The sequence below is a fragment of the Kribbella sp. NPDC058245 genome, assembly GCF_042882005.1.
Lineage (GTDB): Bacteria > Actinomycetota > Actinomycetes > Propionibacteriales > Kribbellaceae > Kribbella.
The window spans coordinates 83,126-95,354 of record NZ_JBHVWY010000012.1 but is presented as its reverse complement, the minus strand read 5'-3'; the positions used below and the strand labels follow the sequence as shown (position 1 = coordinate 95,354).

Here is a 12,229-nt window from a genome sequence, read left to right as displayed (position 1 = left end):
TCCCCTCGAATTTTGAAGGGAGAACCAGCAACTTGAGGGGATCTCCCCTGAAATTGCCGTTGGCTGGGGCGGGTCATTGGGTCGCCTGAGAGGGGCCGTACCGAAGGACTGGTAGTACGTCACCCAACCTGCCCGTCGCGACGCTCAGCATGCCCGCCGATCCCGGCTTCAGCACGCCCTCTACCAGTCCGTCGGTACGCATACTGCTGTACATGGCAGACGAAGCGTTGTTCACGCGGCTGGCGCCGGTACTGAATGTCTCCGACCTCGCCGCCGAGCGGGCGTTCTACGAGAAGCTCGGTCTTCCGGTGATCTACGAGGGCACGGAGTATCCGGACTTCATCGCGTTCGGTACGGAGACGATCCATTTCGGGATCCAGCGCGCGAGCCGGGAGAACGATCCGCCGAGTGTGCTGACGTGGCAGATCGCGGTGTCCGACGTCGATGCGGCGGCTGAGGTGTGCCGGGCGGCGGGGCTGGAGTTCGAGCTGGAGGTCAACCGGCCGGCGCCGGACTGGACGTACCGGCGGCTGCTGCTGCGGACCCCGAGCGGCTATCGGCTGGCGCTGGAAGGGCCGACCGAATAGGCGGTGTCTTGCGGTTCCGTGACGGCTGAGCGGATGGCTCGGTGATCGCGGGGAACAGGGTCACGATAGGCCTGTGGATGATCACTCCCGCGAGGGATTCCGGTGGGTGAGATCACTCCCAGAGGGTTTGTGAAAGTTTTCACGAACGGATAACCTGAAGTAGACATGAAGTCGTAAAGCCACTCAGGGAGAGTGAACCGGATGACAGCCCAGGTGCCGCACATCCTCGTCGTCGGAGGCGGTTACGTCGGGATGTACACCGCGTACGGACTGCGTCGCGCGGCCAGGAAAGGCAAGATCAAGGTGACCGTGGTGGACCCGCGGTCGGTGATGACGTACCAGCCGTTCCTGCCGGAGGCGGCGGCCGGTTCGGTGGAACCGCGGCACGTGGTGGTGCCGCTGCGCAAGACGCTCAAGGGGTGCCGGGTGGTGACCGGCCGGGTGACCGGGATCGACCATGAGCACAAGGTCGCGAAGGTGATGCCCGAGGAGGGCCCGGAGTACGAGCTGCCCTACGACCAGGTCGTGGTCGCGCTCGGCTCGATCGCCCGCACGCTGCCGATCCCGGGTCTGGCCGAAGAGGCGACCGGGTTCAAGAACGTCGAAGAGGCGATCGCCCTGCGTAACAAGGTGCTGGACCGCCTGGACGTGGCGAGCTCGCAGCCCGACCCCGCGCTGCGCAAGTCGGCGCTGACCTTCGTCTTCGTCGGCGGTGGGTACGCCGGTGTCGAGGCGTTCGCGGAGCTGGAGGACATGGCCCGCTACGCCACCCGGTACTACGACAACGTCAAGCCAGAGGACATGCGCTGGATCCTGGTCGAGGCGACCAACCGGATCCTGCCCGAGGTGGGCCCTGATCTCGGCAAGTACACGGTCGACCAGCTGCGCAAGCGCAACATGGACATCAAGCTGGAGACCCGGCTGGAGTCCTGCGAGAAGGGCCGTGTGGTCCTCAGTGACGGCGAGGAGTTCGACGCCGACACGATCGTCTGGACCGCCGGTGTGAAGGCGAACCCGGCCCTGGCCGCGACCGACTTCCCGCTCGACGAGAGGGGCCGGGTCAAGTGCCTGGCCAACCTGCGGATCGAGGGCGTCACCGATGCCTGGTCCGCCGGTGACAACGCCGCCGTACCGGACCTGACCTCGGACAACGGCGCGTACTGCGCACCCAACGCCCAGCACGCCGTCCGCCAGGCCAACCGCCTCGCCGCCAACATCCTTCGCACCGTCGACGGCCAGGCGCCGCAGGACTACGAGCACAAGTACGTCGGTTCGGTCGCCAGCCTCGGCCTGCACAAGGGTGTCGCCCAGCTGTTCGGCATCAAGATCAAGGGCTGGCCGGCCTGGTTCCTGCACCGCACGTACCACGTCAGCCGCGTCCCCACCTTCAACCGCAAGGCCCGCGTCATCCTCGACTGGACGCTGGCCCTCTTCTTCCGCCGCGAGGTCACCTCGCTCGGAACCCTCCAGACCCCCAACGAAGAGTTCCGCCGCGCTACCGAGTCCTGACGGTTTCCCCTTCCCTGCCCCGGCCACCAGTTGTGGCAGGGGACAGGCAATCGGGGCCGGAGACCTGTGGCACGGGGTCTCCGGCTACCAGTGCGTGTCTCGCGCCACAACTGGTGGCGCGGGCCGGGCTCAGTGGTCGACGGGTGGCGTGCCCCAAGTGGTCGGGGTGTCGGTCATCTGTACGTCGATCCGCCCGCCGTGCGTGGTGAACGACTCCGGCAGCCATGACTCGGAGCGCTGCCGCCCGTTCAACTGGGCCGACTGCACATACTGATTCGCATCGGTTGTCGCCGGAGCGTTCACAGTGATCCGTACGCCGTTGCTCCGGCGGAGCTCGACCTTCGGGAACAACGGGCTGCCGACGAGGAGTTCAGCCCGGCCCGCGGTCTGCGGGAAGAGACCGATGGCGGCGTAGATGTACCAGGCCGAGAGCGTGCCCAGGTCGTCGTTACCCGGCAGCCCGGCCGGGCCGGTGCCGTAGACGGTGTCGACGATCTCGCGGGTCGTGGCCTGCGTCTTCCACGCGACGCCGAGGCCGTTGTAGAGCCACGGCGCGTGCAGACCCGGCTCGTTGGTCGGGTCGTACCGGACTGCGCTGCCACCCTTGACCGCCCAGTTGCCGTTCGCGTCGTGGAAGAACCCGTCCAGCCGCTCGACAGCCTTGCCGTTCATGAGCGTGGCGAGCCCGGAGACGTCCTGCGGGACCATCCACGTGTACGTCGCACTCGAACCCTGCGCGAATCCCGTCTGAGTGTCGGGGGCGAAGCCCGGCTCCCAGGTCCCGTCGGCTCTCCGCGCACGCTGATAACCGACGGCCGGGTCGAAGGTGTTCTTCCACCAACTACCTCGCGCCTTCAGATCCGGTGCGCTGACTCCGAGCCGTTCTGCCCACTGGGCGAGGGAGTAGTCAGCCAACGAGTTCTCGAGAGTTTCGGCAGCGCCGCCCCAGCAGTGGCAGGCGTCCTGGGGTGCGTACTGCTTGGCGATATAGGTGTCGAGCGCAGGTCGTTGCCCCGTGCATTGCCCTGGGCAACCACCGTCGTTCTCGGCCTCGGCGTTCTGCACGCGAGCCTGGTGCGCCAGCGACTCGAACGCACCCCGTACGTCGAAGTTGCGCACCCCCATCGCGGTGAACGTGGCCAGCGTCGGTGCCGCCGGGTCGCCGGTCATCACATGCGTCGGACCGTTGTTGTGCAGCCAGCGATCCCAAACGCCGTTATTTTGCTGGGCAAACTGATACATCGACTGCGCGAAGTCACCCGCGACATCCGGCTTCAACAACGCGAGCAGCTGGATGTGCGCCCGATACTGATCCCACCCGGAGAACGTCCCGTACTGCGCCTTCTGACCGCGCGCGAGCCGGTGAATCTTCAGATCGCTGCCCAGGTAGCGCCCGTCGACATCGTTGAAGATGTTCGGCTGCAACAGCACGTGGTAGAGCGCGGTGTAGAACGTCGCACGCTGCGCATCCGTCCCGCCCGTGATGTCGATCGCGTGCAGTTCACGTTGCCAGGCCGCGTACCCTTCCGCCGCAATCCGGTCGACGGTCGCGTTCCGCCGTACCTCGGCTCGCAGGTTCTGCTCGGCGCCGGCCAGGCTCACGTACGAGATCCCCAGCTTCATCCGCACCTTCGCGCCGGGCGCGAACGACACGTAACCGCCCGAGCCACGACCGGCCCGATCCGCGCCGGTCGCGTAGCCCTCGCCGCCGGTCGTGTGCGTGCTGCCCGCGGCCAGGTCGCCGTTCTTCCAGGTGCCGTTGGCAACGACCGGCTGGTCGAACGACGCGGTGAAGTACAGGCGGTAGTAGGTCTTGCGGTTGTTGATTCCCCCGTTGGCCCGGCGACCGCAGAACGCGCCGGTGAGCACGGATCCGGTCACCTTCCGGCCGGTCGGGTCGATGGTGATCTCCGCGTCCTCGCTGCCGTTCAGGGAGTTCGACGTACGGAAGAGCAGGTTCGCGGTCTGGTCGGCCGGGAAGGTGAACTCGCCGACGCCGGCCCGCGTGGTCACCGCCAGGTCGGTCTTCACACCGGAGTCCAGCGCGACCGTGTACCGGCCGGGGACGGCCTTCTCGTTCGCGTGACTGAAGTTCGTCGCGTACTTGGCATCCTTCGTGTCGGCTGTTGGTGACGAGTCGACCGTTCCGACGTACGGGAGGATCGGGATGTCACCCGCGGCACCGGGGTTGCAGCCCGCGCCACTCAGGTGCGTGAGGCTGAACCCGCGGACGCGCGTCACGTCGTACTGGTATCCGTTGGCCGCACCCGTGCTGGTCTGGTCGCCGCGCGTGCTCGTCGGGCTCCACGAGATCATCCCGAACGGCCGGACCGCGCCGGGCCAGGTCGTCCCGTCGCGCTGCGAGCCGATCAGCGGATCGACGTACGACGCGGGGTCGTAGGACGGATTGTGCGCTTCAGCTGGTACGGCGGGGATCAGCAGAGCGAGGGTGAGACCGGCTGCGACGAAGCGCATGGGGGAGCCTCCCGTTGGGCGGACGGACGTTCCAACGATAGAAGCTACAGGTGACCGGGAGGTGTCCTACTCGTGGAGCCAGTCTGCGTCGTGCACGAGGAGCGCGATCTGGACCCGGTTGTTCAGGTCGAGTTTGGTCAGAATCCGGGAGACATGCGTCTTGACCGTCGGGACGCTGAGATAGAGCGTCGCGCTGATCTCCGCGTTGGACTTGCCTTCGCCGACCGCGACGGCGATCTCCCGTTCACGCTCGTTCAGCCCGGCCAGCCGGCCGACGGCCTTGGTCTTGCGCTGGTCCTGCCCCGAGGCCGCGACACGGGTGATCAGTCGCTTGGTGACGGCTGGCGACAACACCGGCTGCCCGCCGGCGACCCGCCGTACCGACTCGACGATCTCGGCCGGTGGGGTGTCCTTCAGCACGAACCCGGCCGCCCCGGCGCGTAAGGCCCGCAGTACGTGCTCGTCGGCGTCGAACGTGGTCAGGATGATGATCTCCGGCGCGCCCGGGCGTCGCCGTACCGTCTCCGTCGCGGTCAGGCCGTCGGTGTTCGGCATCCGGATGTCCATCAGTACGACGTCCGGCGCGAGCCGCTCGATCAGCCCGGTGATCCCGGTCCCGTCGCCGGCCTCGCCGACCACGCGAATGTCCGGCGCACCGCCCAGCATCAGCTTGAGGCCGGCGCGCAGCAGCGGGTCGTCGTCGACGATCACTACCCGGATCATGACGGCCACGGTAGCCAGGCCTGGAGCCGGAAGTCGCCCTCGGGGGTGCGGCCATGATCGAATCGGCCGTCCACCAGGGCGGCTCGTTCCTTGAGTCCCTTGAGGCCTTGCCCCTCGCCCCGGCGCGGGTTGGGGGCCGGGTTGCGGACCTCGACCTCGAGTCCGTTGCCTGGGGCACCTGTCACACTGATGGCGACTCGCTCCCCCGGCGCGTGTTTCATCGCGTTGGTCAGACCTTCCTGGACGATCCGGTACGCCGTACGGCCAATGTGGTCGGGGAGGGCGCCGGCCACGTCCTGCTGGATTTCCACCTGTACGCCGGCCGCCTGGGACGCCTCGACCAGCGCCGGGAGGTCCGCGAACGTCGGTTGTGGCAGCTCCCCGACGGGAGCCCGCAGTACGCCGATCACCTCGCGCAGATCCTGCAGCGCTTGATGTGCACTGGCCCGGATCACCTCAGCCGCCGCGGTCACCTCCTTGGGCGACGCGTCCTCGCCGCGGTAGGCGAGGGCGCCTGCGTGCACACTCAGGAGTGAGAGCCGGTGGCCAAGTACGTCGTGCATCTCGCGAGCGATCTCTTCCCGGGCTCGGAGCTGACCCTGCTCGGCCTGGAGCCGAGCCACGGTCTCAGCCCGATCAGCCCGGTCCCGCAGGGTTTGCAGGAGCTGGCGGCGGGAGCGGATGTACAGGCCCCAGCCGGCGACCGCGAGGTAGATCGCGATGGCCGCGACCGCCACCGCGACCCCGTCCGCCTGTTTCTTGACCTCCAGGTAAACCATCAGCGACACCGCGTTGACCGCGAACACCAGCAGCGTGATCCGCAGCGGCCGGTAGACCGCAACGGACAAAATCAGGATCAGCGTCGGCCCGCTGGCCGTCTCGGAGAACACCGAGACCACCGAGGCGATCAGGGCCAGCTGCACCGGCCAGCGCCTACGGAACCACAGGGTCAGGGACAACACCAGCCCCGAGATCAGGTCCAGCGCCGCCATCACCTCCCCGCCCGGCGGCTTGACGCTGTCGTCGAAGACGATCAGGCCGAAACCGATCGCGGCCACGAACACGACGCTGTCCACGATCCAGTCGCGAGTACTGCGTCCCGGCCGGTCCATGAGCACGACGGTACCGCCGGTCGAGCGCCTATCGGCGGCATCGAAGCTGTCCGGATACCGAAGTCGAGGTGATCCGCTCCTTTGGTTGACGGTAGGTTCCCGGCATGAGTCAGCTCGCAGTCACCGTCATCGGCCCGGACCGCCCGGGCATCATCGCGGACGTCACCGAGGCCCTCGCCGGGACCGGGGTCAACCTCGAGGACTCCACGATGACGCTCCTGCGCGGTCATTTCGCGATGATGATCGTCTGCTCCGGTTCACTCGACGAGGTCAAGGCAGCCGTCGAGCCACTCCGCGGTGACCTGGTCATCACGGTCCGCGCGATGGGCCCGGAGAACGAGCACGCGGCGATCGGACCGTCGTACCTGCTGAGCGTGCACGGCGCCGACCGCCCCGGCATCGTCGCCGCGGTCACCCGGATGCTCGCCGCCGCCGGCGGCACCATCACCGACCTCGCCACCCGGCTGAGCGGCGACCTCTACGTCCTGACCGCAGAGGTCGAGCTGCCGCTCACCGCCGACCTCGAAACCCTGGACCGCGCCCTGGAGATCGCCGCCGAAGAGCTCGGCGTCGGCGTCTCTCTCAGCCCGGCGGAGAGCGACGACCTGTGAGCGTCGCCCACCTCAACCAGACCCTCGCCAGCTGGAGCCCCGCCCAGCTCACCGTCGTCGGCGACGTCCTCGAGGTCGTCCGCGCCCCCAACCCGGTCCTCGCAACTGAAGGCTTGGCCGTCGACCCGCTCGACCCGGTGACGGTCGCCCTGGCCGCCGACCTCGTCGCCACCATGCGCGTCTCCCCCGGCTGCGTCGGCCTCGCCGCCCCCCAGGTCGGCATCTCCGCCCAGATGTTCTCCCTCGACGTCACCGGCCACCCCAAGACCCGCACCTGCCACGGCGTCTTCGTCCTCTGCAACGCCGTCATCGTCGAGGCCTCCCGCCAGGAGAAGGCCCGCGAAGGCTGCATGTCCGTCCCCGACTTCACCGGCGACGTCAAACGCGCCACCAGGTTGACGGTCACCGGCGTCCTCCCCGGTACGACGGACCAGGTCACCATCACCACCGACGCCTTCGAAGCCCGCGCCCTCCAGCACGAGATCGACCACTGCACCGGCAAACTCTTCCTCGACCGAGTCGCCGGAGCGCACGCCGTACACCCCCGCAAGGTCTACAAATAACGTACCCTCGACCCGCGCCCGGGTGGCGGAACGGCAGACGCAGCGAGCTTAAACCTCGCAGCCGAAAGGCGTACGGGTTCGAATCCCGTCCCGGGCACTGGTAATCCCCCCGCGTGCTCCGCAGCCGCTTCCCTCGTCGCTCCGCGCTCCACTCTTCCAGCCCGGCCGAGCAGGTTCGCAGGTGGTCACGGCCGCCTGCAAGGTTCCTCCCCAAACCGCTTTGGGGAGGAACTGCACCAGTGCCGAGGTGATTTGGGGAGGATCGCGGACCGATTCGGGGGGCAAATCCTCCCCACATCGGGGTGATGGCGGCGTATCGCCCCCCGAACCGGTTTGGGGAGCCATGAGCGGGCTCCTTCTGGGTGCCTCTGAGGATGCCCATCACCCACCAAGTCGGATGGCATTGGGGTCGGCACGCTCACGCGAGCGTGGCTGGCGGGCGCCGAACGAGGTTGGTGGGTGATGGCGGTCCGCATCTTCAGTCGCAGAAGGCCTTGTCTAGGAAGGCGTCTACGGCGGGGTCGGGGTTGGTGGTGAAGGTGGGGGTGACGAAGAGGGTGGCTCGGCGGTGGAGGTCTTCGGTGGCGTAGGACCAGGCTTGGTAGGCGAGGGCGTCGCCGTCGTTGCCGTAGACGGTGGTTCCGCAGGTGGTGGTTTTCCGGGCCAGGCCTAGGCCGTAGTGGCCGTTCTCGGTTCCTGGGGTCTTCATTTGGTGGAGGAGCGCGGGCGGAAGGAGGTCGCCGCCTAGTAGGGCTGTCATGAAGCGGTCGAGGTCTTTGGTGGAGGAGATCATCTCGCCGGCGGCGCCGAAGAGGGACGGGTTCATGGAGGTGAAGTCGAGGAGTTGGCCGTCGGGGGTCGGGACGTAGCCGTGGGCGTGGGGGCCGGGGATCCGGGGGCTGGTGCCGGGGACGCTGGTGTCGTGGAGGTGCAGCGGGCGGATCAGGCGGTGCTCGATCTCAAACGCGTAGGTGTGGCCGGTGACCTTCTCGACGATCTTGGCCAGCACGAGGTAGTTCGTGTTCGAGTACTTGTATTCGGGGCCTGGCTTGGATGTCGGCGGGTTGGCGAGGGCGCGCTGGATGAGTTCGTCGTTGGTCCAGGTCCGGTACCGGTTGGCGTAGAACTCGGGCTGGGGTGGGCGCGGCAGGGTGTAGAGGACGTCGTACAGGCCGCTGGTGTGGTTCATCAGCTGCCGCACCGTGGCGCCGTTGGTCGGCAGACCGGGCAGCCAGCGCGCGACCGGATCGTCGAGCCGGAGCAGCTTCTCGTCGACCAGTTGGAGCGTCACCGTCGCCAGGAACGTCTTCGTGATGCTGCCGATCCGGAACTGCCCGGTCAACGGCACCGGCCGCGGCGAACCCAGCTCGGCCACACCGCTCCGACCGCGCCAGACCGCGGCGCCGTTATGCACCTCCGCTTGGGTACCGACGGCGGCCGCGCTGACCACGTCGTCCAGCCCGCGTTGCAGCCCGTACGGCGTTGCCTGGGCTCGCAATGGCAAGGCCAGCAAGGCGATCACGGCAACTCCGACAAGTCCCACACGTCTCTTCATCCCCCCACCCTGACCCGCAACGAAACAAAGAGCACCCGGGATCGCCCCGAGTTCTCCCCCGGCCTTTATTCGGTTGACATGGGTGACCGCGGTCGAGGACGGTGGCCATTCACCGACACAAGGAGTGGATCACCCCATGCGCCAACTCGTGAGCTCGTTGCCCTACACCGACTGCTCACGAGGACACACATGGACCGATCTCCCGTACTCCCCCGCCACTGGCTGAACCTTGGCGTGCTGGCGCATGTCGACGCCGGCAAGACGAGCCTGACCGAGGCGCTGCTGCAGCTCGGTGGTGCTGTCGCGCAGCGCGGTCGGGTCGACGACGGTACGACGCAGACCGACAGCCTGGCGATGGAACGCCGTCGCGGGATCACCATCCGCGCGGCCGTTGCGACCTTCTACGCCGCGGATGTGGGCGTCAACATCGTCGATACCCCGGGCCACCCTGACTTCATCGCCGAGGTGGACAGGTCGTTGTCCGTCCTGGACGGTGCCGTGCTGGTGGTCTCGGCGGTCGAAGGTATTCAGGCGCAGACGATCGTGCTGCACCGCGCGTTGCGCCGCCTCGACGTGCCGACGATCTTCTTCGTCAACAAGGTCGACCGGTCCGGCGCGGATCCCGGCCGGACGATCCGGCAGATCCAGCGGCATCTCACCGAATCCGTTGTCACGTTGAGCGCAGTACACGATCCCGGTACGGCGAACGCCCGGGTGGAGGCGGTCGGGCGGGAAGCGCTGTGTGCGGAGCTCGCGGGTTACGACGATGCGCTGCTCAGGGACTGGGTCGACCACGGACCGCCCTCGGCTGAGCGGCTCTGGCAGAGTCTCCGATCGACCAAGCAGGTCTCGGCCGTCCTGGCAGGGTCGGCGCGGACAGCAGTCGGTGTCGAGCAACTGATCGACGCAACGCTCCGTCTGTTCCCGACGTCGAGCGGCGACCACACAGGCCCAACCTCCGGGCAGGTCTTCAAGATCGAACGGACAAGCAAACGGGCCCGCGTCTGCTCGATCCGCCTTCGCACCGGATCCCTCGCCGTACGAGACCATGTGGCGCAAGGTGTCGTGACCGCGCTGCAGATCCAGCAACCCGGGGGTGCGATCGCCGGAACGCGCGCGACCGCGGGTCAGATCGTCCAGGTCGAGGGGCTGGATCAGGCACGGATCGGCGACTGGATCGGTACCCGGCCGACCGATGTACCGGCTCCGAATTTCCTGCCGCCCGCACTGCAGTCCACCATCACGGCGGTTGATCCTGGTCAGCAGAACGACCTGCACAAGGCGCTGACGGAGCTTGCCGATATCGATCCGCTGATCACGTTGCGGGTTCGGCAGGACGAGCTGCACGTGAGCCTGTACGGGAAGGTGCAGCAGGAGGTGATCGCCGAAACGCTCGCCACCGAGTACGGCATCGAGGTGGTGCTCGGTCAACCGTCCGTGATCTGCGTCGAGCGCCCAGCCGGGAAGGGCTACGCCGTACTGCGGTATGGCAGTCCCGAGCAGCAATACCCGTACACGATGGGCGTCACGGTCGAACCGGCCGCGCCTGGAAGCGGCATAGAACTGGTGGTCGCCGCCGAGCACGGGAGTCTTCCGCTGCACGTCTACGGCACGATCGAGGGATTCCGCGAGACGGTGTTCAGGTATCTCGACGAGCCCCTGGCCGCCGGGCCCAACGGGTGGCAGGTCACCGACGCCAAGATCACTGTTGTCGAGAGCGGCTACCCACCGGCCGCTCCGCATCCCGCCCACGTCCGCTACACCACCGCCCTGGTCGTCAAGGAGGCTTTGGACAAGGCCGGAACCACGGTGTGCGAACCCATCGACGGGGTCAGCGTCGAGTTCCCCAGCGAGACGATGCCGGAGGTGCTGAAGGTCCTGGGCCGGTACGGCGCGATCGCGGAGACGACCGCGTTGTCGAGTGAGCTCGCCGTCGTACGGGGTGCTGTGCGGACCGGGTCGATTGATGCCCTACGCAACGAACTGACGAGCGCGGCGCATGGGCTCGCGGTGCTGGACGCCCGACTCGACCACTACGCGCCGGTCAGACGTCAGCCAGTTCGCGGGCGCGGGTGAGGACGGCGTCGGTCATGGCTTCGGTGAGCCGGCCGGTGAAGGTGTTCTGCTGGCTGGGGTGGAAGCAGCCGATGACGGTGACGCCGTCGATCTGATGCTCCACAGCGTGACCGAACTTGGGGCGTGGCTTCGGTACGGCGGCGCCCAGCGAACTGAGTCCGGCCAGCAGCGCGTCGTACCCGAACTTGCCGAGGCAGATGATCACCCGCGTAGTCGGCAGCACGAGCTCGAGTTCGCGGCGGAACCACGGGGCGCAGGTGTCGCGCTCGACCGGCATGGGTTTGTTGGCGGGCGGCGCACAGCGTACGGCCGCGATCATCCGGGTCGCGTGCAACTGGAGCCCATCACCTGCATGTTCACTGGTGGGCTGATTGGCGAGCCCGACCCGGTGCAGCGCCGCGAACAACCAGTCGCCGGACCGGTCGCCGGTGAAGACGCGGCCAGTACGGTTCCCGCCGTTCGCGGCAGGCGCCAACCCTGCAATGAGAATCCGTGGCTCTGAAGCTCCCCAGCCCGGAATCGGACGACCCCAGTACGGCTGGTCCGCGAACGACGCACGCTTGCTGTGGGCAACATCTTCCCGCCACTCCACCAACCGCTCACACGCCCGGCACACCGAGACCCGAGCCTCGATCTCCGCCAGTCCCCCGACGGCCAGCTCCACGACCTCATCCGCCGACCGCGCAACCGCCGTACCGGGCTCTGCCGGATCCTCCGGCCAACCAGTCCCCGGTGGCACCGGGCTCTCGAACAACTCCCCGGTCAACGGATGCGGCAGCTTCATCCCATCAGACTAGTCATCGGCATCGCCTTGGGAGCACGCCGATGGTGGTGTACCCGCGAGCGACGCTGGCTGCAGCGCAGCCCCTGCCACCAGTGGTGGCCTGAGACACCTTGCGATTGCCGGAGACCTGTTGCACAGCGTCTCCGGCCCCAGTTCCCTGTCTCCGGCCGCAAGTGGTGGCGCGGGACAGAGGGTGCAGGGACTTTTGCCTGTCGAATCTGGTCTATTTCACTC

The 12,229-nt window shown here is 67.6% G+C and carries 10 protein-coding genes and 1 tRNA gene; 6 read left to right on the top strand and 5 right to left on the bottom strand.

What is annotated here, in order from left to right:
* The first annotated feature begins 212 nt into the window (after positions 1-212).
* Together ACFVWG_RS26535 and ACFVWG_RS26530 are read left to right on the top strand one after the other, a co-directional pair.
* The gene (locus ACFVWG_RS26535) at positions 213-587 is read left to right on the top strand and encodes a VOC family protein (RefSeq protein WP_391546116.1); all 375 of its coding nucleotides are present in this window, start codon (positions 213-215) and stop codon (positions 585-587) included.
* Positions 588-788: 201 nt separating this feature from the next.
* Complete coding sequence (locus ACFVWG_RS26530; protein WP_391546115.1) at positions 789-2,096, top strand: NAD(P)/FAD-dependent oxidoreductase; 1,308 nt, start codon at positions 789-791, stop codon at positions 2,094-2,096.
* A 129-nt stretch (positions 2,097-2,225) separates the two neighbouring features.
* Here the strand turns inward: ACFVWG_RS26530 and ACFVWG_RS26525 are convergent, their stop codons facing one another.
* The 3 genes from ACFVWG_RS26525 to ACFVWG_RS26515 all read right to left on the bottom strand — a co-directional run bounded on the left by ACFVWG_RS26525 (position 2,226) and on the right by ACFVWG_RS26515 (position 6,406).
* On the bottom strand, positions 2,226-4,571 hold the full coding sequence (locus ACFVWG_RS26525) for a GH92 family glycosyl hydrolase (protein WP_391546114.1): 2,346 nt from the start codon (positions 4,569-4,571) through the stop codon (positions 2,226-2,228).
* Positions 4,572-4,637: 66 nt separating this feature from the next.
* Positions 4,638-5,294: a response regulator gene (locus ACFVWG_RS26520; RefSeq protein WP_391546113.1), complete on the bottom strand. Its 657-nt coding sequence runs from the start codon at positions 5,292-5,294 to the stop codon at positions 4,638-4,640.
* Positions 5,291-6,406: a sensor histidine kinase gene (locus ACFVWG_RS26515; protein ID WP_391546112.1), complete on the bottom strand. Its 1,116-nt coding sequence runs from the start codon at positions 6,404-6,406 to the stop codon at positions 5,291-5,293. The genes ACFVWG_RS26520 and ACFVWG_RS26515 overlap by 4 nt, the downstream gene beginning before the upstream one ends.
* Positions 6,407-6,510: 104 nt before the next feature.
* On the opposite strand from ACFVWG_RS26515, the gene ACFVWG_RS26510 reads away from it, so the two are divergent.
* From ACFVWG_RS26510 to ACFVWG_RS26500, 3 genes are all read left to right on the top strand, one after another.
* Positions 6,511-7,017, top strand: a complete 507-nt coding sequence (locus tag ACFVWG_RS26510; protein WP_391546111.1) for a glycine cleavage system protein R — start codon at positions 6,511-6,513, stop codon at positions 7,015-7,017.
* Positions 7,014-7,580: a peptide deformylase gene (locus tag ACFVWG_RS26505; RefSeq protein WP_391546110.1), complete on the top strand. Its 567-nt coding sequence runs from the start codon at positions 7,014-7,016 to the stop codon at positions 7,578-7,580. Before ACFVWG_RS26510 ends, ACFVWG_RS26505 begins: the two co-directional genes overlap by 4 nt.
* Positions 7,581-7,596: 16 nt before the next feature.
* Positions 7,597-7,677 (top strand) — tRNA-Leu (locus ACFVWG_RS26500).
* Between the two features lie 381 nt (positions 7,678-8,058).
* On the opposite strand, the gene ACFVWG_RS26495 is transcribed toward ACFVWG_RS26500, so the two are convergent.
* Positions 8,059-9,135: a serine hydrolase domain-containing protein gene (locus tag ACFVWG_RS26495; protein ID WP_391546109.1), complete on the bottom strand. Its 1,077-nt coding sequence runs from the start codon at positions 9,133-9,135 to the stop codon at positions 8,059-8,061.
* A gap of 189 nt (positions 9,136-9,324) precedes the next feature.
* Here ACFVWG_RS26495 and ACFVWG_RS26490 point away from each other — a divergent pair, with 189 nt between their 5' ends.
* The gene (locus tag ACFVWG_RS26490; protein ID WP_391546108.1) at positions 9,325-11,211 is read left to right on the top strand and encodes a GTP-binding protein; all 1,887 of its coding nucleotides are present in this window, start codon (positions 9,325-9,327) and stop codon (positions 11,209-11,211) included.
* Here the strand turns inward: ACFVWG_RS26490 and ACFVWG_RS26485 are convergent.
* On the bottom strand, positions 11,180-11,995 hold the full coding sequence (locus ACFVWG_RS26485) for a uracil-DNA glycosylase (protein WP_391546107.1): 816 nt from the start codon (positions 11,993-11,995) through the stop codon (positions 11,180-11,182). The two genes, ACFVWG_RS26490 and ACFVWG_RS26485, sit on opposite strands and share 32 nt — an antisense overlap.
* Positions 11,996-12,229 lie beyond the last annotated feature (234 nt).

What these genes read in the sequence shown, in the direction of transcription:
- ACFVWG_RS26510 (WP_391546111.1), top strand. Translation starts at nt 6,511, where the DNA reads ATGAGTCAGCTCGCAGTCACCGTCATCGGCCCGGACCGCCCGGGCATC.
- ACFVWG_RS26485 (WP_391546107.1), bottom strand. Translation starts at nt 11,995, where the DNA reads ATGAAGCTGCCGCATCCGTTGACCGGGGAGTTGTTCGAGAGCCCGGTG.
- ACFVWG_RS26520 (WP_391546113.1), bottom strand. Translation starts at nt 5,294, where the DNA reads ATGATCCGGGTAGTGATCGTCGACGACGACCCGCTGCTGCGCGCCGGC.
- ACFVWG_RS26530 (WP_391546115.1), top strand. Translation starts at nt 789, where the DNA reads ATGACAGCCCAGGTGCCGCACATCCTCGTCGTCGGAGGCGGTTACGTC.
- ACFVWG_RS26490 (WP_391546108.1), top strand. Translation starts at nt 9,325, where the DNA reads ATGGACCGATCTCCCGTACTCCCCCGCCACTGGCTGAACCTTGGCGTG.
- ACFVWG_RS26535 (WP_391546116.1), top strand. Translation starts at nt 213, where the DNA reads ATGGCAGACGAAGCGTTGTTCACGCGGCTGGCGCCGGTACTGAATGTC.
- ACFVWG_RS26525 (WP_391546114.1), bottom strand. Translation starts at nt 4,571, where the DNA reads ATGCGCTTCGTCGCAGCCGGTCTCACCCTCGCTCTGCTGATCCCCGCC.
- ACFVWG_RS26495 (WP_391546109.1), bottom strand. Translation starts at nt 9,135, where the DNA reads ATGAAGAGACGTGTGGGACTTGTCGGAGTTGCCGTGATCGCCTTGCTG.
- ACFVWG_RS26515 (WP_391546112.1), bottom strand. Translation starts at nt 6,406, where the DNA reads ATGGACCGGCCGGGACGCAGTACTCGCGACTGGATCGTGGACAGCGTC.